Origin of the sequence: Arthrobacter sp. MAHUQ-56 (assembly GCF_019710585.1) — a bacterium.
Taxonomy (GTDB): Bacteria; Actinomycetota; Actinomycetes; order Actinomycetales; family Micrococcaceae; genus Arthrobacter.
This window is the reverse complement of sequence record NZ_JAIFZQ010000020.1, coordinates 704,116-725,883: the sequence shown is the minus strand read 5'-3', so window position 1 is coordinate 725,883 and position 21,768 is coordinate 704,116. Positions and strand designations below refer to the sequence as shown.

At 66.3% G+C, this 21,768-nt stretch carries 19 protein-coding genes; 4 read left to right on the top strand and 15 right to left on the bottom strand.

The genetic code is table 11. From position 1 onward, the window contains the following. Nucleotides 1–7 precede the first annotated feature (7 nt). The 6 genes from K4G53_RS15750 to ychF all read right to left on the bottom strand — a co-directional run bounded on the left by K4G53_RS15750 (nucleotide 8) and on the right by ychF (nucleotide 8,622). Nucleotides 8–1,714, bottom strand: coding sequence for an ABC transporter ATP-binding protein (locus K4G53_RS15750; protein WP_221386576.1), 1,707 nt, complete (start codon nucleotides 1,712–1,714; stop codon nucleotides 8–10). Between the two features lie 11 nt (nucleotides 1,715–1,725). Beyond that, nucleotides 1,726–2,670, bottom strand: coding sequence for an ABC transporter permease (locus K4G53_RS15745; protein ID WP_221386575.1), 945 nt, complete (start codon nucleotides 2,668–2,670; stop codon nucleotides 1,726–1,728). Then, on the bottom strand, nucleotides 2,660–3,589 hold the full coding sequence (locus K4G53_RS15740; protein ID WP_221386574.1) for an ABC transporter permease: 930 nt from the start codon (nucleotides 3,587–3,589) through the stop codon (nucleotides 2,660–2,662). The genes K4G53_RS15745 and K4G53_RS15740 overlap by 11 nt, the downstream gene beginning before the upstream one ends. 124 nt (nucleotides 3,590–3,713) lie before the next feature. Continuing rightward, a complete protein-coding gene (locus K4G53_RS15735; protein WP_221386573.1) occupies nucleotides 3,714–5,402 on the bottom strand; it encodes an ABC transporter substrate-binding protein in 1,689 nt (562 codons plus the stop codon). Nucleotides 5,403–5,689: 287 nt separating this feature from the next. After that, entirely contained in the window at nucleotides 5,690–7,450 is a 1,761-nt protein-coding gene (locus K4G53_RS15730) for an ABC transporter family substrate-binding protein (protein ID WP_221386572.1), read from the bottom strand. Nucleotides 7,451–7,536: 86 nt separating this feature from the next. Beyond that, nucleotides 7,537–8,622 carry a redox-regulated ATPase YchF gene (gene ychF / locus K4G53_RS15725; RefSeq protein WP_221386571.1) on the bottom strand — a complete coding sequence of 362 codons (1,086 nt, stop codon included), beginning with the start codon at nucleotides 8,620–8,622 and terminating at the stop codon, nucleotides 7,537–7,539. A 90-nt stretch (nucleotides 8,623–8,712) separates the two neighbouring features. Between ychF and rmuC the strand changes: the two genes are divergently transcribed. Next, complete coding sequence (gene rmuC, locus K4G53_RS15720; protein WP_221386570.1) at nucleotides 8,713–9,957, top strand: DNA recombination protein RmuC; 1,245 nt, start codon at nucleotides 8,713–8,715, stop codon at nucleotides 9,955–9,957. A 76-nt stretch (nucleotides 9,958–10,033) separates the two neighbouring features. Here the strand turns inward: rmuC and K4G53_RS15715 are convergent, their stop codons facing one another. Both K4G53_RS15715 and K4G53_RS15710 read right to left on the bottom strand, forming a co-directional pair. Then, nucleotides 10,034–11,113 (bottom strand): 4-hydroxy-3-methylbut-2-enyl diphosphate reductase, encoded by a 1,080-nt coding sequence (locus K4G53_RS15715; RefSeq protein ID WP_221386569.1) that lies wholly within the window; start codon nucleotides 11,111–11,113, stop codon nucleotides 10,034–10,036. Nucleotides 11,114–11,122: 9 nt separating this feature from the next. Then, nucleotides 11,123–11,974, bottom strand: coding sequence for a hypothetical protein (locus K4G53_RS15710; RefSeq protein WP_221386568.1), 852 nt, complete (start codon nucleotides 11,972–11,974; stop codon nucleotides 11,123–11,125). Between the two features lie 162 nt (nucleotides 11,975–12,136). Between K4G53_RS15710 and xseA the strand changes: the two genes are divergently transcribed. Both xseA and K4G53_RS15700 read left to right on the top strand, forming a co-directional pair. After that, a complete protein-coding gene (gene xseA / locus K4G53_RS15705; RefSeq protein WP_221386567.1) occupies nucleotides 12,137–13,471 on the top strand; it encodes an exodeoxyribonuclease VII large subunit in 1,335 nt (444 codons plus the stop codon). Next, nucleotides 13,468–13,686, top strand: a complete 219-nt coding sequence (locus tag K4G53_RS15700) for an exodeoxyribonuclease VII small subunit (protein WP_221386566.1) — start codon at nucleotides 13,468–13,470, stop codon at nucleotides 13,684–13,686. Before xseA ends, K4G53_RS15700 begins: the two co-directional genes overlap by 4 nt. A 34-nt stretch (nucleotides 13,687–13,720) precedes the next feature. Here the strand turns inward: K4G53_RS15700 and K4G53_RS15695 are convergent, their stop codons facing one another. The 6 genes from K4G53_RS15695 to K4G53_RS15670 form a co-directional block, all read right to left on the bottom strand. Then, on the bottom strand, nucleotides 13,721–14,575 hold the full coding sequence (locus K4G53_RS15695) for a polyphosphate kinase 2 family protein (RefSeq protein WP_221386565.1): 855 nt from the start codon (nucleotides 14,573–14,575) through the stop codon (nucleotides 13,721–13,723). 52 nt (nucleotides 14,576–14,627) lie between these two features. Next, complete coding sequence (locus K4G53_RS15690; protein WP_221386564.1) at nucleotides 14,628–15,848, bottom strand: pyridoxal phosphate-dependent aminotransferase; 1,221 nt, start codon at nucleotides 15,846–15,848, stop codon at nucleotides 14,628–14,630. Between the two features lie 144 nt (nucleotides 15,849–15,992). Next, nucleotides 15,993–16,955 carry an ABC transporter substrate-binding protein gene (locus K4G53_RS15685; protein WP_221386563.1) on the bottom strand — a complete coding sequence of 321 codons (963 nt, stop codon included), beginning with the start codon at nucleotides 16,953–16,955 and terminating at the stop codon, nucleotides 15,993–15,995. Beyond that, nucleotides 16,952–17,698 (bottom strand): ABC transporter permease, encoded by a 747-nt coding sequence (locus K4G53_RS15680; protein WP_221386562.1) that lies wholly within the window; start codon nucleotides 17,696–17,698, stop codon nucleotides 16,952–16,954. Before K4G53_RS15680 ends, K4G53_RS15685 begins: the two co-directional genes overlap by 4 nt. Beyond that, on the bottom strand, nucleotides 17,695–18,420 hold the full coding sequence (locus tag K4G53_RS15675; protein ID WP_221386561.1) for an ABC transporter permease: 726 nt from the start codon (nucleotides 18,418–18,420) through the stop codon (nucleotides 17,695–17,697). The genes K4G53_RS15680 and K4G53_RS15675 overlap by 4 nt, the downstream gene beginning before the upstream one ends. Then, nucleotides 18,420–19,520, bottom strand: a complete 1,101-nt coding sequence (locus tag K4G53_RS15670; protein ID WP_308287900.1) for an ATP-binding cassette domain-containing protein — start codon at nucleotides 19,518–19,520, stop codon at nucleotides 18,420–18,422. Before K4G53_RS15670 ends, K4G53_RS15675 begins: the two co-directional genes overlap by 1 nt. Nucleotides 19,521–19,735: 215 nt before the next feature. On the opposite strand from K4G53_RS15670, the gene K4G53_RS15665 reads away from it, so the two are divergent. After that, the gene (locus K4G53_RS15665) at nucleotides 19,736–20,755 is read left to right on the top strand and encodes a pirin family protein (RefSeq protein WP_221386560.1); all 1,020 of its coding nucleotides are present in this window, start codon (nucleotides 19,736–19,738) and stop codon (nucleotides 20,753–20,755) included. A gap of 40 nt (nucleotides 20,756–20,795) precedes the next feature. Here the strand turns inward: K4G53_RS15665 and K4G53_RS15660 are convergent, their stop codons facing one another. Further along, the gene (locus K4G53_RS15660; RefSeq protein ID WP_308287915.1) at nucleotides 20,796–21,671 is read right to left on the bottom strand and encodes a BadF/BadG/BcrA/BcrD ATPase family protein; all 876 of its coding nucleotides are present in this window, start codon (nucleotides 21,669–21,671) and stop codon (nucleotides 20,796–20,798) included. Nucleotides 21,672–21,768: the final 97 nt, after the last annotated feature.

Below are 21,768 nucleotides of genomic sequence, written 5' to 3'. Positions count from 1 at the left end.
TGGTGCGCTACGCGACCTCAGGCGGAAGCATCAGCTTGGCACCCGGGATGGCGTTGAGCAGGGCCTTGGTGTAGTCCTGCTTCGGCGACTCGAAGACCTCGTCCGTGGATCCGGTCTCCACCAGGCGTCCCTTTTCCATCACGCAGACGTGGTCGGCGATCTGCCGGACCACCGCGAGGTCGTGGGTGATGAACAGGTACGTCAGCCCGAGGTTGGCCTGCAGGTCGGCAAGCAGGTTCAGCACCTGGGCCTGCACCAGTACGTCCAGCGCGGACACCGCTTCGTCACAGATGATGACCTCGGGGTCCAGCGCCAGCGCTCGGGCAATGGCAACGCGCTGCCGCTGGCCGCCGGACAGCTCGTTCGGGTACCGCTGCATGGCGGACTGCGGCAGGGCCACCTGGTCCAGCAGGGTCCTGACCTTCTTCTCCCGGCTCGCCTGGTCACCAATCTTGTGGACCCGCAACGGCTCCTCGATGGTGCGGTAGATGTTGTACATCGGATCCAGCGAGCCGTAGGGGTCCTGGAAGATCGGCTGGACCCGCCTGCGGAACTTGAACAGGTCGGCAGGCTTCAGCGCCGAGGTGTCCACGCCGTCGAACAGGATCCGGCCGTCCGTGGGCTTCTCAAGCTGGAGCACCATCTTGGCCACTGTGGACTTGCCGGAGCCCGACTCCCCCACGATCGCCGTCGTGGTGCCGCGCCGGACATCGAAGCTCACGCCGTCGACGGCAGCGAAATCCGTGGCCTTGCCCAGCCCCGAGCGGAGTTTGTACACCTTCCGCAGGTCCTGGATCTGCAGGAAGGTGTCCGGCTTCGCCGTCCCGGCTGCGGGAGCCAACAGGTCCGCCGTCTCCACGCCCTGTTCCTTGGCCACCTGGATGCGGCGGCTGGCAAGCGAGGGGGCCGACTCCACGAGCCGCTTGGTGTACGGGTGCTGCGGGTTGCGCAGGAGTTCCAGCGACGGCCCCGCTTCTACGACGCGGCCCTGGTACATGACCACCACTTTGTCTGCCCGCTCAGCTGCCAGCCCCAGGTCGTGGGTGATCAGCAGCACGGAAGTGCCGAGCTCGGTGGTCATGGTGTCCAGGTGGTCCAGGATCTGCCGCTGCACGGTCACGTCCAGGGCCGACGTCGGCTCGTCAGCGATCAGCAGGCGCGGCTGGCAGGACAGGCCGATGGCGATCAGGGCCCGCTGGCGCATGCCGCCGGAGAACTCGTGCGGGTACTGGTTGGCCCGCCGCTTGGAGTCCGGCAGTCCGGCCTGGGACAGCACCTTGGCGATGTCGTCCGGCCCGCTGGGCCGGCCGTTCGCGCGCAGCGTTTCCCGGACCTGGTAGCCGATCTTCCACACCGGGTTCAGGTTGGACATGGGGTCCTGCGGAACCATGCCGATGGTGTTTCCGCGCAGTTCGATCATGCGCTGCTCACTGGCGTGCGCAATATCCTCGCCGTCCAGCAGGATCTGGCCGCCGGACACCCTGCCGTTGTTGGGCAGGAGGCCGATGGCTGCCAGCGCCGTGGTCGACTTGCCTGAGCCCGACTCCCCCACGATGGCAACGGTCTCGCCCGGCATGATGGTCAGGTGGGCGTTGCGCACCGCCTGGACTTCGCCGCCACCGGTCTTGAAGGTGATGGCGAGGTCACGGATCTCAAGGAGCGGCCGGACGCCGGTGGTCCCGGCCTCATCGATGCGGATTTCTGGAGTTGTCATCTCTTTATCTCTCATCGCTGGCGGCTCTTCGGGTCAAGGGCGTCGCGCACGGCGTCGCCCAGCATGATGAAGCTCAGCACGGTGATGGACAGCGCCGCGGCCGGGTAGAGCATAATTTCCGGCCGGGTCCTGATGGACGCCTGCGCGCCGGCGATGTCGTTGCCCCAGGACATGATGCTCTGGGGCAGGCCGATGCCCAGGAAGGACAGGGTGGCTTCGGCCACGATGAACACTCCCAGTTCCAGCGTCGCCAGGACGATGATCGGAGCCAGGGCGTTGGGCAGGACGTGCCGGATCAGTGCACCGAACTTGGAGACACCCAGCGCACGTGCCGCCGTCACGAAGTCGGCGTTGCGCACTTCGATCACTGCGCCGCGGGTGATGCGTGCCATCTGTGGCCATGCCAGGAGCGAGATGACGAAAACCACGGTCCACACGCTCTTGTTCTCGCGGAACAGGGGCAGCTGGGTGATCACCAGCGCACCCAGGACGAGCGGCAGGGCGAAGAAGATGTCACCGAGCCGGGCGAGCACGGCGTCGATCCAGCCGCCGTAGTACCCGGCGAGGGCACCGATGGTCACTCCGATGACCAGGACGCACAGCACCGAAAGCACACCCACCGACAGCGAGGCCTGGGTCCCGTGGATGACGCGGGAATAGACGTCGCAGCCCTGGAAGGTGAACCCGAACGGGTGCCCGGCGGTCGGGCCGCCTTCGGAGTTGGCCAGCTCGCAGTTCTCGTTCGGCGGCACCGAGGAGAAGAGCCCGGGGAACAGCGCGATCACAATGAGCATCAGGATGAGGATGGTCGAGATGATGAACAGCGGACGACGGCGGAGCTTGCGCCAGGCGTCGGCCCACAGGCTGAGGGGGGCTTGGTCGGTTTTGACCGCGTCCGTGGCCTGCAGCGGCGTCTCATCGATGGGGGCCACGAAGTGGCTGTTGTTACTGGTCATAGCGGATCCTCGGGTCAAGCCAGGCGTACAGGAGGTCGACGAGCAGGTTGGCCACGACGAACACCAGCACCAGCACGCTGACGATGGAGACGATCGTGGGGCCTTCGCTGCGGAGGACAGCCTGGTAGAGCTTGTTGCCGACTCCCGGTACGTTGAAGATGCCTTCGGTGACGATGGCACCGCCCATGAGGCTGCCAAGGTTGGCGCCCAGGTAGGTAACCACCGGAATCAGCGAGTTGCGCAGGATGTGCGCCAGCACGACGCGGGGCCGGGACAGGCCCTTGGCAGTGGCCGTCCGCACGTAGTCGGCGTTCATGTTTTCGCTGACCGATGCCCGGGTCAGCCGGAGCACATAGGCGAACGATACGAGGCCCAGGACCACTGCAGGAAGCAGCAGCGTGCCCCAGTTCGCGTTCGCGCCCACGGTTGGTTTGGCCCAGCCGAGCTGCACGCCAAAGACAAGCTGGAAAACAAAGCCCAGGACGAAGGTGGGCACTGCGATGACCACCAGCGACGCCACCAGGACGGTGGAATCGAACCAGCCGCCGCGGCGCAGTCCGGCGAACACGCCGAACAGCACGCCGAAGATGGCCTGGATTGCCAGTGCCTCGATGGCGAGCATGGCCGTGACGGGGAAGACGCGGGCCAGGCTTGCCGCGATCGGCTGCCCGGTGAAGTCGTTGCCCAGGTTGAAGGTGAAGAGGTTCTTCAGGAACAGTCCGTACTGGACCCAGAACGGCTGGTCCAGGTTGTACTGGCTGCGCAGGGTGTCGATCACGGCCTGCGGGGGCTGGCGGTCGCCGAACAGCGCCGCGATGGGATCGCCCGGCAGGGCGAACACCATGTAATAGACCAAAAGGGTGGTGCCGAGGAAGACAGGGATCACCTGGAGCAGTCGGCGCAGAATAAACCGGAGCATAGGATCACCTGCTTTCCGGAAGGATGCAAAACGGGTTCATGGGTGCCTTCCTGCCGATGCAAGCCAATGGGGGTCCGGCCGTAACCGAACCCCCATCAGCCTGTCGGCAAGTTAGATCTGGTGACTACTTGGCGGTGATGCCGTAGTAGAGAATTTCACCGTTCCAGCCGGTCTCGGCCTTCACGACGTTGTTGCTCCACACGATCGGGCGTGCCTGGTCCCAGAGCGGCAGTCCGGGAAGGTCCTGGAACAGGATTTCCTGCGCCTGGTTGAACTTGGTGTTGGCCTCGTCCGTGCTCTTGGCGGCCAGGCCCTCCTTGAGGAGCTTGTCGAACTCGGGGTTCGAGTACTTCTCGTAGTTGGAGGATGCGCCCGTGGCCCAGACCGGCCCCAGGAAGTTGTACAGCGACGGGTAGTCGCCCTGCCAGCCGGCGCGGGTCAGGCCCGGCAGCTGCTGGGACTTGCGCAGGTTCAGGACCTCTGCGAACTTGGCGAACGGCTGGATTTCAGCCTGGATGCCGAGGTTGTTCTTGAAGCCGTTGGCCACGGCGTCGATCCATTCCTTGTTGCCGCCGTCAGTGTTGGAGGCAATCTGGAGCGGCTTGGAGTTGTCGTACGGCTGGATCTTGTCAGCCTGCGCCCACAGGTCCTTCGCCTTGGCAGCGTCGAACGTCAGGACCTCGCTGCCCTTGATGCCTTCCTTGAAGCCATCGATGACCGGCGGAGCGTAGGCCTTGGCCGGGGTGCGGGTGCCGTTGAAGACCACCTTCGCGATTTCCTCGCGGTTGATGGCATAGGACAGTGCCTGGCGGCGCAGCTTGCCGGCTTCACCCTGGAAGTTCGGGTTGTAGCCCGGGATGTTCAGGGTGGAGTTAGTGGCTACCGGCTTGGTGGCGTTGCGGTCCGGGAAATCGTTGACGTAGGTCTTCAGCGCGTTGGACGGCAGGACGTCCGTGATGTCCAGGTTGTCCGACTGCAGGTCGGTGTATGCGGGGCCCGGGTCAGTGTAGAACTTGAACGTCACGCCGCCGTTCTTTGCGGGGCGGGTGCCGTTGTAGTCAGCGTTCTTGACCAGCGAGATGGACTGGTCATGGACCCAGGAACCCTGCTTCTCGAACTTGTAGGGTCCGTTGCCGACGGGGTTTTCACCGTAGGTCTTGGGGTCTGCCAGTGCTGCGGAAGGCAGCGGGTAGAAGGCGGAGTAGCCCAGGCGCAGGGACCAGTCCGCTTCAGGCTGGGCCAGCTTGACGGTGATGGTGGAATCATCCGTGGCCTGCAGGCCGGTCATGGTTTCTGCCTTGGGCGCCGGGGTGCTGGTGGACTTGCCGCTGGCGTCGGTGGACTTGGTGACAGCCGAAACGTCCTCGTAGCCAGCGATGGATTCGAAGAAGAATCCGTTGTTCTGCAGGTTCTTGGAGTTGGCGGCGAAGTTCCATGAATCCACGAAGGTCTTGGCGGTGATCGCCTCACCATTGGTGAACTTCTGGCCCTGCTTGACCTTGATGGTCCAGTTCTGTGCGTCGGATGACTCGATGGATTCAGCAAGCGCGTTGACTGCCTTGCCGTTCGCATCGTAGCTGCGGAGGCCTTCGAAAAGCAGGTTTACGACGCGGCCGCCGTAGACCTCGTTGGTGTTTGCCGGCAGCAACGGATTTTGTGGTTCGTTGCTGTAGGCGGTGATGACCTTGTTCGGGTCGCCGGCAGCATTGCTGGCCCCGTCGGTGCTGCCGCCGCCGCCGGCGCCGCACCCGGTCAGGGCAAGCGCGGCGGCCGCCACGATGCCCAGTGCTTTGGAAGTGCGCGTAAAACGCATTCCGCCTCCTATGAGTTGTGGGAGATGTAACGGGAATTGTGCTTCCCCGCAGGTCAGACGCAGTTGTGCCCTGTGACGTGGCCTACATGTACGAGTAGCCTAACCGCACGAAGTCCAGATACTGGTACTCCGTTGCCAAACCGTGACCGGCGCGGTGAAATGCCGTGGCCAGCTGACGGAAGTTATGCACGTCACATGCTACTCGCCGGTAGCCGGAACGGCGAATCGGATGCGTGAACGTTCCCGCGACGGGCCGGAACCTTCCCTTCCGGGGGTGTAGCCGGCTGCTATGCGAGCCGCCAGTCCCAAACGTTCCACCACAGCCCAAGTGGACCCGGGCTCGTCTTCACGCCCGCTACCCGCGGACTGAAGGCAGTGGTTCCCGGCGTCTGGTACAGCGGCAACCCGTAGGCGTCTTCCCATACCTGTTTGTCGATGTCAGCCAGCAGTTCGTCCTGTTTGCCGAGGTCCGTGGTGGTGGCCAGCTGTTCCATGATTCTGTCGGCGTCGGGATCCGAAAAGCCGGTGAAGTTGCTGCCCGCCCCTGTCCGGAAAATCTGCGGAATCCGGCTGACGCCCGCGGCTGTCCCGATCCATCCCGAGATAACGGCGTCGTACCCGCCCCGGGTCTGCGATGCCGCCCAGTCGGCACTGGCCTGTCCGGCGTCGACCACCTGGAAGCCTGCCTTGGCCGCCGAGTCGCGGAGCAGGGCAAATGCCTTGGCCCGGTTGGGATTGTCCCGGTTGTAGAGGACCCGGATGGTGGGCGTGGCGCCGTTCAGGAGCTTCCTGGCGGCCTCGAGGTCCACCTTCGCGTAATTCGAGGAGCCGTTGTTCCTGACCGTTTCGTCGTATTTGGGTTGTCCCGGCAGGAACACGTGCGAGTCCAGCGGTTTGGCGTCGGGCACCTGGCCGCCCACCACGGCGTCCACGATCTCCTGCCGCGGAATGGTCTTAAGGAACGCTTCGCGGACATCCTTATCCGTGAAGGGGCCGGAAAAGTTGAGGTCCAGGTGGTCGTAGCCGGACTGCCTGTACCGCTCCACGGTGATGCCCTGCGCGGCCAGGGCGGTGAGCAGGTCGTCGTTTGCAGCGGAAGGCTGCGGCGAGATGATGTCCGCCTGCCCGTTGCGGATGGCGTCAACCGCGGCAGGCACTCCCCCGGTGAACCGGACGTTGATTTCATCCAGCCACGGCTCCTGTCCCCACACGTAGTCGCGGTTCCGGACCAGTTTCATGGAGACTTCCGGGACGATGTCACGGACGATGTACGGGCCGCTGGAGAGGTAGAGGGCCGGATCGTCGGGGATGGTCTTTGCATCGAACCCGGTGTTCCAGAAGTCGCTGACCTTCTTCAGGTCCGGGCGGGTCACCGGCTTTTCCGGGTTGCCGCGCGGCGTGTCCTTCAGCAGCTTGACCAGGTCTTCCTCGTCGTTCAGCCCGCTCTTGGCGGCGACGACGTGGGCAGGCATACCGACGTCGAAGGCCACCTCCCAGTCCGCGTAGGGTGCGGAGTATTCAAGGATGATGGAGCGGCCGTCTCCCCCAAGTTCCGGGAACACGGTGCCGCCCAGGCCGCTGGTGTCCGACGCAACCGAAAAGTACTTGGTGCCCGTGCCGGCGGCGGGGTCGACGTCGTCAAAATAGCCCGACCCGGCCGCCCAGGCCAGCAGGAGGTCCGCAGCCCCGATGGGTGCCCCGTCCGACCACTTGACGCCCTCGTTGACGGTGTACTTCACCTTAAGCGGCTGGTCGGAGACCTTCTCGTAGTGCCCGAACTTGTCGTTCCGCACCACTTTGGAGCTGTCATCGAGGAAGAAGAAGCCCGAATGGGTGGCGGCGCTGATCTTGGAGTTGATGTCGGTGTTGCCACCAGCGCTGTACGGGTTGAACGAGGAGAAGGCGTTGACCTCTGCCACCGTCACGCTGCCGCCGCGTTTGGCCTCCCCCACCACCACGGACGGGGCGCTGCCGCCCGAACAGCCGGAAAGAACCAGGGCAGCCGCCAACGCGGCAACGAGCAACTTCATCAGACGCCGGACCGGCATGCCGCCTCCTAGTGTTTTCCCTCTCCGGAGGGGACGGGGTCGCCACCATGCACGCCCTACAGAGTCAGGATAAGCCGTTCGGGCCCTTAGACGTTGAAGCGGAACTCCACCACGTCGCCGTCGGCCATGACGTATTCCTTGCCTTCGATCCGGACCTTGCCGCGGGACTTGGCTTCGGCCATGGAACCGGCGTCGACAAGGTCCTCGAAGGAAACAACTTCTGCTTTGATGAAGCCGCGCTGGAAGTCGGAGTGGATGACGCCCGCTGCCTGGGGGGCCGTATCGCCCTGCCGGATGGTCCAGGCCCGTGCTTCCTTGGGTCCGGCCGTGAGATAGGTCTGCAGGCCCAGGGTGTGGAAGCCGACGCGGGCGAGCTGGTCCAGGCCGGACTCGTCCTGGCCGTTCATTTCCAGCATCTCGCGGGCTTCTTCCTCGTCCAGTTCCACCAGGTCCGCTTCGAGTTTCGCGTCAAGGAAGATGCAGTCAGCCGGCGCCACGAGGGCGCGCAGTTCCTCCTGCTTTTCCGGGCTGCCCAGGATGGCTTCGTCGGCGTTGAACACGTAGATGAACGGCTTGGCCGTCAGCAGGCCCAGCTCCTTGAGGTGTTCCATCTCCAGCTTGTCGCTCTTGATGGCGGAGTAGATCGTATCGCCGCGCTCCAGCACTGCCTGGGCGGCCTTGATGGCGGCGAGTTCGGCAGCCTCCCGCTTCTTGATCTTGACCTCTTTTTCGATCCGCGGGATCGCCTTTTCGATGGTCTGCAGGTCGGCGAGGATCAGCTCGGTGTTGATGGTCTCCATGTCGGAGCGGGGGTCAACCTTGCCGTCCACGTGGATGACGTCGGGGTCATCGAAGACCCGGACCACTTCGGCGATGGCTTCTGCCTCACGGATGTTGGCCAGGAACTGGTTGCCCAGCCCTTCCCCCTCGGAGGCGCCCTTGACGATGCCGGCGATGTCAACGAAGGAGACGGCGGCGGGCAGGACCCGCTGCGAGCCGAAGATCCCGGCGAGCTTCTGGAGCCGCGGGTCCGGGAGGTTCACGACGCCCACGTTCGGTTCGATGGTGGCGAACGGGTAGTTCGCGGCCAGCACCTGGTTGCGGGTGAGCGCGTTGAAGAGGGTTGATTTGCCGACGTTGGGCAGTCCGACGATGCCAATAGTAAGAGCCACGAGGATTCATTCTACCCGCCGCGCCCCTGGAGGCAGTACCGGAGAATGTCGCTGCCGGTGATTGTCAGGGCCCCGTGCAACAGTGAAGGCATGGATGCATTTGCGTTGATTCTGGCCCTTTTCATGCTGCTGCTCGGTGCCCTCGCCGGTGCCGCTGCCACCTACTTTTCGCTGCGCAGGAACTCGCGTGCCCTGGAAGCTGACTTCGACGAGGTGTCGTCCCGGCTCTCCGAGGTGAACGCCCAGTTGGCAGCGGCCGACGCCGAGCGGCGGCTTTTGGCGGCACAGAACCGCGAGCTGGGCGAAGCACGGTCGCAGGACGGCAGTGTGCTGCGCGCGCTGGCCCCCGTGGCGGAGAAGCTTTCGGCGGTACAGCAGCAGGTGGCACTGCTGGAGCGCGACCGGGTGGAACAGTACGGCCAGCTCGCGCAGCAGCTGCAGGAGGCCAGGCTGTCCGACGAACAGCTCATCAGGTCCACGCACGCCCTCGAGTCGGCGCTGCGGTCCAACAGTGCCCGCGGCCAGTGGGGCGAGGTCCAGCTTCGCCGCGTGGTGGAGGCCTCCGGAATGCTGCGGCACGTCGATTTCGTGGAGCAAGTGCACAGTGCAGGAGGCGACACCTCCGTGCGTCCCGACCTGGTGGTCCAGCTTCCCGGCGAGAAGCAGATCGTGGTCGATGCCAAGGTGCCCCTCGCCTCGTACCTGGAAGCCCAGGACATGGGGGCTGCCGCTGCCCATGCCGGACCGCCATCCGGTGGGGACCGGCCCGGGCCGCTGTCCGCGCAGGGCCGCAGGACGCAGCAGGCGCTGCTGGCCCAACATGCCAAGGCCCTCCGGTCCCACGTGGATTCGCTCGGCAACAAGAAGTACTGGGACATCCCGGGCAACTCCCCCGAGCTGGTGGTCTGCTTCATTCCGGCCGAGTCCATCCTTGCCGCGGCATTGGAGGCCGATGCCGGCCTCCTGGACCACGCCCTGTCCAGGAACGTGGTCCTGGCGTCCCCGGGCACCCTCCTGGCAGTGCTGAAGTCCGTCGCCTTCACTTGGCGCCAGGACGTGCTGACGGACAGCGCGCGGGAGTTGTTCGAGCTTGCGCGGCAGCTGTACGGCCGCATGGGAACACTCGGTGAGAACGTCAGCAAGCTGGGATCCTCGCTGAAGACCTCCGTGGACCGCTACAACGCCATGGTGGGGACCCTGGAAGCACGCGTCCTGCCCACGGCCCGTAAGCTCAACACACTGGAGGAGTCCGGCCTGGTGACGCCCCCGGTAGTGGAAGTGACGCCCCGTGCGCTGGCGGCTCCGGAGCTCCAGGGCGGTGAGGAAGCCGCCTAGGAGAACATGGGTTGCAGCAGGGGCCGGGCAGTTGTTGGCTGCCCGGCCCCTGACGTTGCGGATGTGGTGGCTTGCCTTAGCTGCGGGGTCTGCGCCCGCCCAGTGCACGGCTGACATCGCCGGCCTGCTTCAGGGTGGCCCGGAGCTCCTTCGGAAGGGAGAACAGCAGGTCTTCCTCGGCTGTGACCACTTCCTCCACAGTGCCGTAGCCGTAGTCGGCGAGCAGCCGCAGCACGTCCTGCACCAGGACCTCGGGAACGGAAGCTCCGGAGGTGACCCCCACCGTGGCCACGCCTTCAAACCAGGACTCGTCCACCTCGTTCGCAAAGTCAACGCGGTAGGACGCTTTGGCGCCGTACTCGAGGGCGACTTCCACCAGGCGGACCGAGTTCGAGGAGTTGGCCGAGCCCACCACGATCACGAGGTCTGCCTGCGGCGAGATCTTCTTGATGGCCACCTGGCGGTTGGTGGTGGCGTAGCAGATGTCGTCGCTGGGCGGGTCCTGCAACGTGGGGAACCGTTCCTTGAGCAGCCGCACCGTCTCCATCGTCTCGTCGACGCTGAGGGTGGTCTGTGAAAGCCAGATGACCTTTTCCGGGTCGCGCACGGTGACCTTGTCCACTTCGTGCGGGCCGTTGATGATCTGGATGTGCTCGGGAGCCTCGCCAGAGGTCCCTTCCACTTCCTCGTGGCCGTCGTGGCCGATCAGCAGGATATCGAAATCGTCCTTGGCAAAACGGACGGCTTCCTTGTGCACCTTGGTGACCAGCGGGCACGTGGCATCGATGGTGCGCAGCCCGCGGCTTTCGGCGGATTCCACTACTGCCGGGGAAACGCCGTGGGCGGAGAAGATCACCAAGGCGCCCTCGGGGACCTCATCTGTTTCGTCGACGAAGATGGCGCCTTTTTCCTCGAGCGAACTGACCACGTGGACGTTGTGCACGATCTGCTTGCGGACGTAGACCGGCGGCCCGTAGTGTTCCAGCGCCTTTTCAACCGCGATCACAGCCCGGTCCACCCCGGCGCAGTACCCGCGGGGGGCGGCCAGCAGCACCTTCTTGGGTCCGTTGACCGGGGCTGCGGCGGCCACGTCCTCCGGCGAACGGCGCCTGCGGGGGATGGTGGGCATCGAAAGGGATACAGCCGAGGAGGTCATTGCTCCATGCTACCGTCTCGCCCGCGGCCGCATCCGGCGTGCGAACAACGTCACAATGCCCACCACCACCAGCACTCCCCCGCTGACCGCGGCGGCGGCGGTCCACGCCTGGAAGTCCGCGGCGGCAGCAGCAACGAATTCGTCACGGAACATGTTGGCCACGGCATTGCCCGTGTCGGCCGCCAGTGCCCGCGCCGCGCCCAGCTGTGCGCCGAAGGCCCACAGGGCTGCCAAAGCCAACGCCCCGGCCCCCGCGGCGAGAAGCACGGTTCCGCGGCGGCGTGCCGCGACGAGAGCCAGCAGGAAGGCGATGCCGGAACCCAGGGCCAGGATGTAACCCATGGGCGCGTATGTGGCCAGCTGTTCCGCCCACTGCCGCTGCGCTGGCTGGCCAACATTGATCAGCGTCTGCGCCGGCGGATCCAGGGGCAGGCCGGTGGCACGGGAGATCTCCCCGGAGCCAAGGACCACCAGCGGTGCGACGTCGAGGGTCAGCGTCGACGCGCCGGCGCCGCCGGTGGACTCCGCGCCCTGTTCCGGGAAGCTGAGGCGGTGGCTTCTGCGCAGCGTTTCCTCCCAGGCTGCCGGATAGCCGGGCAACCCGGCCAGCGACTCTGCCGCCTTCTCCAGCATTGGCTGGACCAACCCGGACAGGAAGCCCGGGACCGCTCCGGTGTCGATGGTTCCCACCGCGGCAGATGCGAGCTTTTTCTGGAACTCGGAGTCCTTGCCAAGGGGTGCCGCGAGCCGGACGAACCCGTCCTCCTGGACGATGGTCCGGTCCACCCACACGGCGGGAACCGCCACGGCGGCCAGGAGGAGGCCAAGCACGGTGGCAACGGCAGAAACGAAAGTGCGCACAGCAGGTCCTTTGGGGTTGATGGCGGTAAAACCATCCTAGGCAACGTTGGTGGGCGGCCGCTGTCAGTCCCCCGTGCTACACGTTATGGATAAGGTTGATTGACCGCCCACAACAGTCGAAGGACGCCATGCCCGCAGTTCCAGCCCAGCAGGGGCAGCCGCATGTCTGAGCAGGCGTCACTTCCCGGCAGCCCTCCCACTACCCTGCCCGCCACTGCCGCGGAGACCAGCCCGGACAACCCGTGGCCGCTGCAGTTGCTGTCCCAGAAGCTGAAGGCCCACATCGACCGGACTCCGTCCGCGTGGGTGGAGGGCCAGGTCATCGAGCTGAACCGCCGCGGCAGCAATGCCTACCTCACCCTTCGGGACGTGGACGCGGAGGTGTCCTTGCCGGCGTCGGTCTGGACCAAGGTGCTGGAACGGCAAAACCTTCCGCTGGAGAGCGGTTCGCGCGTGGTGGCGCTGCTGAAGCCGGAATTCTGGCTGAAGACTGGCCGGCTCAACATGCTGGTGCGTGACATCCGGCCTGTGGGCCTGGGAGACCTCCTGGCCCGGATCGAGCGGCTGCGCCAGGCCCTGGCCGCGGAAGGCCTGTTTGCCGACTCCCGCAAGAAGCCCCTGCCGCTGCTGCCGCACCGCATCGGCCTGATCACCGGCCGGGACTCGGATGCGAAAAAGGACATCCTGCGGAACGCTGCCCTGCGGTGGCCGGCTGTCGAGTTCGAAATCCGCGAAGTGGCCGTCCAGGGCAATACGGCGGTGGCGCAGGTTGTCCGCGCCCTGCGCGAGCTGGACGCGCGGCCGGAGGTGGATGTCATCGTCATCGCCCGTGGCGGAGGTGCGCTCGAAGACCTCCTGCCGTTCAACAGCGAAGACCTCATCCGGGCCGTTGCCGCAGCCACCACCCCGGTGGTAAGTGCCATCGGGCATGAGGCGGACCGGCCGCTGCTGGACGAGGTCGCGGACCTGCGCGCCTCCACCCCCACGGACGCCGCGAAGCGCATCGTCCCGGAAGTCTCCGAGGAACTCGCCGGGGTGCGGCAGGCACGGGAGCAGCTGCGCCGTTGCATGGAACGGCTGGTGGACCGCGAAGCGGACCGGCTGGCGTCCCTTCATTCCAGGCCGGTCATGGCGGCGCCGGAGGGATTGGTGACCGTCCGGGCGGAGGAAATCGAGCGGTTGCTGCGGCGCTCCTCCGCGGCGGCGAACTCAACCGTGGTGCGTGCCGCCGACCAGCTGGAGCACCTGAAGGCCCAGGTGCGCGCACTCTCGCCGCAGAAGACGCTGGACCGGGGGTATGCCGTCGTCGAACTGGCCGGAGACCAGGCCGCCCGGATTGCCGAAGCCGGCCACGCCGTGGTGCGCCGCCCGGCCGAGGCACCGGCGGGGGCCGCCCTGTCGATCCGTGTGGCGGAAGGCCGCTTCGGCGCCACCTCCACCGGTGAGCTGCACCCAGGAAACCCAGACCATCACCAGGAAGTGGAAGAGAACGCATGACAGAACAGAAGCCCGGGTCCGACGTCGCAGCCCTCAGCTACGAGGAAGCCCGCGAGCAGCTCATCGCCGTGGTGGGACGGCTGGAGGCAGGCGGGGCGAGCCTTGAGGAATCCCTGGCCCTGTGGGAACGGGGGGAGGCCTTGGCTGCGCGCTGTGAGGAATGGCTGGAGGGCGCACGCAAGCGCCTGGCGGCCGCCCGTGACCAGCCGCTCTAAATCGTCAACAGCACGGTCCCCAACAGTGCGTCGGTCAGGAGCGGGCCACGAGCTTCCGTTCAGCGGCAACGTCGAATTCCGCCTTCGGCCACTTCAGGTTCATGCCTGACAGGGCGCCGAGCAGCAGCTGCTGGACAGCGATCCGGGCGAACCATTTCTTGTTGGCCGGAATGACATGCCAGGGCGCGGCCGGCGTGCTCGTTTCCTCAATTGCGGCTTGGTAGGCGTCCATGTAGTCGTTCCAAAAGGCGCGCTCTTCCAGGTCGCCGTGGCTGTATTTCCAGTGCTTGGCGGGGTCGTCCAGGCGGGCCAGCAGCCGTTGCTTCTGCTCGTCCCCGCTGATGTGGAGCATCACCTTGACCACCGTGGTCCCGGAATCCGCAAGCCTGGCCTCAAATTCGTTGATGGCCGTATACCGCCGTTTGATCTCGTCCGGGGTGGCCCAGCCGTGGACCTTGTGGATCAGGACGTCTTCGTAGTGGGAGCGGTCAAAGATGCCCATCATCCCTGCTGCCGGTACTTCCTTCTCGATCCGCCACAGGAAGTCGTAGGACTTCTCCTCGTCCGTGGGGGCCTTGAACGCCTTGAACTGGACGCCCTGCGGGTTCATTGCGGCCATCACGTGGTTGACGATGCCGCCCTTGCCTGCCGTGTCCATCGCCTGCAGGATCAGCAGGACCCGCTTCTTGCCGCCGAACCGGGATTCGGCGAACAGTTTTTCCTGCAGCCCGGACAGTTCGTCATCCATCTCCGCCAGCAGCAACTGGCCGTCGGCCTTGTTTCCGCTGTAACCGGGCGTCGAATCGGGATCCACCGCGGCCAGCGAGAACCCCTCGCCGGCACGAAGGGTTTCAGCCGGATCCTGGTCGAAGCCAACGATGCGGGCCATGGCAGTCCTTTCCCCAGAGGCACACGGACCCGGCGCGGCCCGTGAGCATAGGCTAGTTCCCCTGGTACCGGCTGAGGAAGTCCCCCATCCGGCCGATGGCCTCTTCGATGTCCTTGACGTTGGGCAGCGTCACCATGCGGAAGTGGTCGGGGCGCACCCAGTTGAAGGCGCGGCCGTGGGAGACCAGGATCTTCTGCTCGCGAAGCAGGTCAAGGACAAACTTTTCGTCGTCACGGATGTGGAAGACCTCCGGGTCAAGGCGGGGGAAGAGGTAGAGGGCACCCCTGGCCTGCTGCGTGCTGACGCCGGGAATGGCGTTGAGCATGTCGTACGCCTTGTTGCGCTGCTCCAGGAGGCGGCCGCCCGGGAGGATGAGGTCATTGATGCTCTGGTAGCCGCCCAGTGCAGTCTGGATGGCATGCTGCGCGGGCACGTTGGCGCACAGGCGCATGTTGGCCAGGAGGTTGATGCCCTCAAGGTAGTCGGCAGCTTCCTTCTTCGGGCCCGAGATCGCCATCCAGCCGGCGCGGTAGCCGCACACCCGGTAGGCCTTGGACAATCCGCTGAAGGTCAGGCACAGGACATCGTCGCCGGTGAGCCCGGCCAGGTTCACGTGGACGGCGTCTTCGTACAGGATCTTCTCGTAGATCTCGTCCGCGAAAATCACCAGGCCATGCTTCTCGGCAAGGGCCACGATCCGCCTCAGCGTGGCTTCCGGGTAAACGGCGCCGGTGGGATTGTTCGGGTTAATGACCACGATCCCCTTGGTGCGCGGGGTGATCTTCGCTTCCATGTCCTCGAGGTCCGGCTGCCAGCCCGAATCCTCGTCGCACAGGTAGTGGACCGGCCTGCCGCCTGCGAGCGCCACGGAGGCCGTCCAGAGCGGGTAATCCGGGGTGGGAATGAGGACTTCGTCGCCGTCGTCCAGCAGCGCCATCAGGGACATGGTGATCAGCTCGCTGACGCCGTTGCCCAGGTAGATGTCGTCAACATGGATGTTCTGGATGCCGCGGGTCTGGTAATACTGCGAGACTGCGGTGCGGGCGGAGAAGATCCCGCGCGAATCGCTGTAGCCCTGCGCGTGCGGCAGGTGGCGGATCATGTCCACGAGGATGGCGTCCGGCGCTTCAAACCCGAACGGCGCGGGGTTGCCGATGTTCAGTTTCAGGATCCGGTGACCCTCCGCCTCCATTTGCTGGGCGGCCTGGAGGATCGGTCCACGGATGTCATACAGGACGTTGTTGAGCTTGGTGGACTGCCGGAATTCTGCCATCCCTCAAATATGCCACAGGAAGGATGGACGGCCGTTGAGACCTCCGCCACACGGACGACGGCGGCTGCCGGACCTTTGCAAGTCCGGCAGCCGCCGTCGTCATCACCTGCCTGCCGCTTACCCGGGCAGGCGGGGACCCTGCCCCTACTTGACGATCCCCTTGTCCTTCAGCCATGCGGTGGCCGCCGCCTTGGCGTCCTGCTTCTGGCTGCCGCTGACCGCCCGGTTGAGGTTGATCAGGTCGTCGGTGGTGAGGGCGCTCGAGACCGAATTGAGCGCCTGCTTTGCCTTGTCCGTGACCTTTGCCTTGTTGTACAGCGGAAGGACCTGCTGGGCGATGAAGTTGTTCTTCGGATCCTCCAGCACCACGAGGTCGTTGTCAGCGATTGAGGGCGTAGTGGTGTAGATGTCGGCCACCTGCACCTTGTCCTCCAGCAGGGCCTTGAGGGTCACTGGGCCGCCGCCGTCGCTGAAAGGCTCCAGCTTCTTGGGCTCGCAGTTGTAGTTCTTCTTCAGGCCGGGCAGGCCGTACGCGCGCTCGGCGAAGGTGGCCGGGGCCCCCACAACGATCTCGCTGCAGACCTTGGCCAGGTCCTCGATGGACTTGAGCTGGTACTTCTCGGCCGTGGCCTTGGTAACCACCATGGCGTCCTTGTCCTCGGCCTTGGCCGCGTCCAGCACGGCGAGCCCGTCCGGCAGCTTGCCGGGCAGCGCCTTGATGATGTCGCCCGCGGAGACCTCCTTGGCTTCCTTGTCTACGTACAGCAGCAGGTTGCCGCTGTAGTCCGGCACCACGTCGACCGAACCGTCCTGGACTGCCTTGAAGTAGACCTCCCGGGAGCCGATGTTCGGCTTGGTGGTGGCGGTGATGCCGTTGGCGTTCAGGGCGCCGGCGTAGAGCTCAGCGATGATCTGGCTTTCCGGGAAGTCGGCAGAGCCCACCACCAGGGAGGTTGCCTCCCCGGAAGCACCGCCGCTGGGGGCGGGTGTATTGCTCAGCGGGTTCGACGAACCGCCGCAGGCGGACAGCGCCATCGCCAGGCCCAGCCCTGCGGCGAGGCCGCCGAACGTGCGCCTGCCAAGGCGCGGGGGACGGCTATCTTTCATGACTTACCTCCTTGTACGACAGTCTCCGCAACTACGGGGTCTGTGAGATCGACCGCAGCCTCCTGGCTGCGGTGGGACTGCTGTGAGGCCGCTGGTGTCAGGAACAGCCTCTGGAACAGGGACAGGACGAGGTCGACGGCGATCGCCATCACCGCGATGAGGAGGGACCCTCCCAGCATCTGCGGAAAGTCGCTGAGGACGAGGCCGTCGAAGAGGTAACGCCCCAGGCCGCCGAGGTTTATGTAGGCGACCACGGATACGGTGGCGATTACCTGCAGCACGGCGGTCCGGAAGCCACCGAACATCACCGTCAGCGCGTTGGGCAGCTCGGCCTTGAAGAGGACCTGCAGTTCGGTCATGCCCATGGCCCGGGCGGCGTCCACTACGTTCCGGTCCACGCTGGAGATTCCGGCATACGTGCCGGCGAGGAGGGGCGGCACAGTGAGGATGACCAGCGCCCAGACCGGCGGCATGAGCCCGATGCCGGCCAGGAGCACGAACAGCGTCAGCAGGCCAAGGGTGGGCAGGGCCCGCAGGGCCCCGGCCAGGGCGACGACGGCGACCCTGCCCTTTCCGGTGTGTCCGACGAACAAGCCGACGGGAAGGGCGATGGCGGCGGCGATGAGCATCACCAGGCCGGTGTACTGGAGGTGCTCGGCGAGGCGGACGGGAATGCCCATGGAACCGGCCCAATGCTCCGGCTCACCCAGCCAGGCGAAGGTATCGGTGAAGACATTGCTCACGGGTTTTCGCCTCCGGTCCGGGACCGGGCCACGGGCCGCACTGTCTGCCCGCCGTCGCTGGGGGCCGCAACAGCCGGGCGTTGCCGCTGGCCGGCCCGTTCCCAGGGAGTGAGAAGCCTCTCCAGCAGGACGAGGACGGCGTCCATCAGCAGGGCGAGGACCAGGATTGCAACGATCCCCACCACCACCTCGGTGACGAAATCCCGCTGGAGGCCGTCGGTGAACAGCATGCCGAGGTTCCCGACGCCCAGCAGCGCGGCAACGCTCACCAAAGAGATGTTGCTGACCGACACCACCCGCAGGCCGGCGAACATGACCGGCAGGGACAACGGCAGGTCAACCTGCACGAACCGGGCCAGCGGCTTGAACCCCATGGCCTGGGCGGCCTGGCTGACGTCCGCGTCGACGGAGTCGAAGGCGTCCAGCGCGGCACGGACCAGCAGGGCCACGGCGTAGATGGTGAGGGCCACCACCACGTTCAGGGGGTCCAGGATGCGGGTCCCCAGGATGGTAGGCAGGATGATGAAGAGCGCCAGTGACGGGATGGTGTACAGCAGGGACGAAGCCGTCAGCACAACCGACCGGAGCGCAGCGTTCTGGCGGGCCAGCTGGGCCAGCGGAATGGAGATCACCAGCCCCAGGACCATGGGAATGAGCGCCAGCACGAGGTGCTGGCCGGTCCGTTCCAGGACCATGCCGCTGTTGGCCAGGAACCACTCCATCAGAGGGCAGCCTGCCGCAGCTGGCGCGCTTCTTCGATCAGCGCCAGGACCTCTCCGCCACGGACGGTGCCCAGCACCCGGCCCTCGGCATCCACTGCCACTCCGAGCCCGGACGGCGAGGACAGCGCCGCGTCCAGGGCGCGGCGCAGGCTCTCCCCCGGACGGAACAGGGACCCGCCGGGCACGAGCTCCGTTTCGGTGCCGGTCGCTGACCAGCCCATTGGGCGCCGCTCGCCGTCCACCACCAGCTGCCAGCCGCCGGCAGCGGTGGAATCGGACTCCCAGCCGTTGGCGCCGCGGATGATCGTGGGCACAGGGTGGAGCGTCACGCCGTCGGACGCCGTGAAGCCAAGGTGCCGGAAGCCGCGGTCCCTGCCCACGAAGGAGGCCACGAAGTCGTTGGCAGGAGCCCGCAGGATTTCTTCCGGAGTTGCGTACTGCGCCAGTTTCCCGCCGGTGGCGAAGACCGCCACCTTGTCGCCAAGGGTCGTGGCCTCGTCGATGTCATGGGTCACGAAGACAATGGTCTTGGCCAGGTCCTTTTGGAGGCGCAGCAGTTCCTGCTGGAGCTCATCGCGGACCACGGGATCCACGGCGCTGAAAGGTTCATCCATGAGGAGGATGGGCGGGTCTGCGGCGAGCGCGCGGGCCACGCCCACGCGCTGCTGCTGGCCGCCGGAAAGCTGCGACGGGTATCGCTTGCCCAGCGTCTGCGCCAGGCCCACCACGTCCAGCAGCTCTTCTGCCCGTTTGCGGGCCTGCACCTTCGGGACGCCGTTCAGCCGGGGCACCGTGGCGATATTGTCCAGCACGGAACGGTGCGGCAGGAGCCCGGCGGACTGCATCACGTAGCCCATGGAGCGGCGAAGCTGCGCGGCGGGGACCGTGGTGACGTCCTTGCCGTCCACGGTGATGGTTCCGGACGTAGGCTCCACCATCCGGTTGATCATGCGCAGCGAGGTGGTCTTGCCGCAGCCGGAGGGGCCCACGAACACGGTGATGGCACCCTTGGCGATGGACATCGTCAGCCCGTCCACGGCGGGCTGGCCGCCCGGGTACTGCTTGGAAACGCTCTGGAACTCGATCATCGCCTGGTCCATGGTGCGTCACTTACCTGTTCTGTTGGACGGGCCTAAAGCACCGCGACATTGTCATCAGCACGCTGATAGTTACGGTAACCCAAACAGCGGCAGGCTTCACCGGATACGGGGCCAATCCGTGCAAAGGAATCCCTACTGTAACCATTCGGAGCCCCCGCCCGCGTGGATGGGCCGGCGCCGCGGCCGGGCAGCGTGGACAGGCCTAGAGTGGGTGTGTGACCAACTTGGAAATTGCTCCCCAGCAGGAAGTCTGCCCCCCTGCCCCCGCAAACGGGAATCCGGGACCTTGCCTTCAACTGTGGCCCGAACGCGAGGTGCCGCTGGGCGGGGTGCGGGCCATGAACGTGAAACGGACCCTGCCGCAGCGCGGCCTGCCCACCATCGGGGCCTGGTGCTTCCTGGACAGTTTCGGACCGGACCGGACGGCCATGTCCGTACTCCCCCATCCGCACATCGGGCTGCAGACGGTGACCTGGCCGCTGGCCGGGCACATCCGGCACCGCGACAGCGTGGGCAGCGACGTCGTGGTGCGGCCCGGTGAGCTGAACATCATGACCGCCGGGCACGGGGTTTCGCACTCGGAATTCGCGGTTCTTCCGCCAGCCGGCGCCGAGCTTCCGGTGCAGCGCGGCCTCCAGCTTTGGGTGGCCCTTCCTGAGCAGCACCGGCACCGGCAGCCCGCCTTCGAACAACACCGGGCGCTGCCGGTGGCGAGCGGCGATGGTTTCACGGCCACTGTCATGGTGGGCGAATTTGCCGGCGCCGTGTCCCCGGCCACCATGTACTCACCGATCGTGGGCGCTGACGTCTCCTGCGAGGGCGCCGGCGTGCTGCCGCTGGACCCGCGCTTTGAGCACGGCATCCTGGTGCTCGACGGCGGCCTGGCGGTGGACGGGCAGGATCTGCCCGCCGGACCGCTGGGGTACCTGGGCACCGGCCGCAGCGAGCTCCCGATCCAGGCGCTCCCCGGTACCCGTTTCCTGCTGATCGGCGGCGAGCCGTTCGGTGAGGAGCTGCTGATGTGGTGGAACTTCGTGGGCCGCACGCACGACGAGGTGGAACAGGCCCGGGACGAGTGGGAAGCCCAGGCAGGCCTGTCCGACGCCGACACCGCTGCCGCCCGCTACGGTTTAGTGCGGGGCCATGGCCCCGAGGCCGGCGCGGAGGCAGGCCGCATCCCGGCGCCTCCGCTTCCCGGGGTCCGGCTGACGCCGCGCAAGCGCGCAGTGGATTAAGCGGGCCCGCGCCGTGGATTAGGCCGGCCCGCGCCGTGGATTAGGCCGCCTCGGCCACCAGCTCCAGCACGCCGAACACGGGTTCCTGGTCCAGGACCCTGACTTCCGTGATGCCGGCGGCGGCCAGGTTCCGGCGGAAGGACTCCTGCAGCGGCGCGACGTTCATACCCAGGCCGCCGCCCAGGATCACCGGCCCGTCGAGGCCCAGCTGGCCCAGCACCTGTTCTGCCAGCGCGGCAAGGTCTTTTCCGGCCTGTTCCAGCAGCGCGGTGCTGTCCTGGTGTCCGGCGGCCGCGGCCTCCACCACGTGCCGCGCCTGCTGCGCCCAGAACCGCCTGCCCGTTTCCGGCGAGTGGAACAGGGCGATGAGTTTGTTCGGGTGGTCCAGCCCGCAGGCTTCCAGCAGGGCCGCGGTGAGCTGGTCGATGGGCAGGCCCTGGTTCATCCGGCGCAGGCTGTGCCGCACCGCTTCCCGGCCCAGCCAGTACCCGCTGCCTTCGTCCCCGAGCAGGTACCCCCACCCTCCGGCCCTTGCTTCGGCACCGCCGGCATTCCGGCCCCAGGCCGCCGAGCCCGTTCCGGCGATCACCGCGACTCCCGTGTCGGCACGGCCGGCGGCCAGCAGCAGGCGCGAATCGTGGACAACGGTGACCCTGGCGCCCGGGACGAGGGGCTGGATCAGTGCGGCCAGGGCTGCGGCGTCCTCGTCCGTGTCGATTCCTCCGGACCCGGCGTACACGCGTGCCACGGGGCCGGCGCCGATCCGGGCGAAGAGGTCCGCCAGGTTTCGGGCCGCCTCCTCCCGGGTGACGTTCTGCACATTGGAGCTGCCGGCGGATTCATCGGCTACCGGGAGTCCGTCCTCGAAGCGGACCCCGTGCGTCTTGGTGCCGCCGATGTCCAGTCCGATGGTGATGCCCTGCAGCGGGCTCGAGCCGGGTGCGCTTTTGGTTCCGCCGGAGGCTGCGGAGGGGTCCTGGGTGTTTGTCACGTCACTGTTTGCCACGTCACAA

Bases quoted from the DNA above. Each gene is read 5' to 3' on its own strand.
- K4G53_RS15740 (WP_221386574.1), bottom strand. From the start codon at position 3,589: ATGCTCCGGTTTATTCTGCGCCGACTGCTCCAGGTGATCCCTGTCTTC.
- K4G53_RS15745 (WP_221386575.1), bottom strand. From the start codon at position 2,670: ATGACCAGTAACAACAGCCACTTCGTGGCCCCCATCGATGAGACGCCG.
- K4G53_RS15685 (WP_221386563.1), bottom strand. From the start codon at position 16,955: ATGAAAGATAGCCGTCCCCCGCGCCTTGGCAGGCGCACGTTCGGCGGC.
- K4G53_RS15670 (WP_308287900.1), bottom strand. From the start codon at position 19,520: ATGGACCAGGCGATGATCGAGTTCCAGAGCGTTTCCAAGCAGTACCCG.
- K4G53_RS15690 (WP_221386564.1), bottom strand. From the start codon at position 15,848: ATGGCAGAATTCCGGCAGTCCACCAAGCTCAACAACGTCCTGTATGAC.
- K4G53_RS15735 (WP_221386573.1), bottom strand. From the start codon at position 5,402: ATGCGTTTTACGCGCACTTCCAAAGCACTGGGCATCGTGGCGGCCGCC.
- rmuC (WP_221386570.1), top strand. From the start codon at position 8,713: ATGGATGCATTTGCGTTGATTCTGGCCCTTTTCATGCTGCTGCTCGGT.
- K4G53_RS15700 (WP_221386566.1), top strand. From the start codon at position 13,468: ATGACAGAACAGAAGCCCGGGTCCGACGTCGCAGCCCTCAGCTACGAG.
- K4G53_RS15750 (WP_221386576.1), bottom strand. From the start codon at position 1,714: ATGACAACTCCAGAAATCCGCATCGATGAGGCCGGGACCACCGGCGTC.
- K4G53_RS15715 (WP_221386569.1), bottom strand. From the start codon at position 11,113: ATGACCTCCTCGGCTGTATCCCTTTCGATGCCCACCATCCCCCGCAGG.
- K4G53_RS15695 (WP_221386565.1), bottom strand. From the start codon at position 14,575: ATGGCCCGCATCGTTGGCTTCGACCAGGATCCGGCTGAAACCCTTCGT.
- K4G53_RS15675 (WP_221386561.1), bottom strand. From the start codon at position 18,420: ATGGAGTGGTTCCTGGCCAACAGCGGCATGGTCCTGGAACGGACCGGC.
- xseA (WP_221386567.1), top strand. From the start codon at position 12,137: ATGTCTGAGCAGGCGTCACTTCCCGGCAGCCCTCCCACTACCCTGCCC.
- K4G53_RS15730 (WP_221386572.1), bottom strand. From the start codon at position 7,450: ATGCCGGTCCGGCGTCTGATGAAGTTGCTCGTTGCCGCGTTGGCGGCT.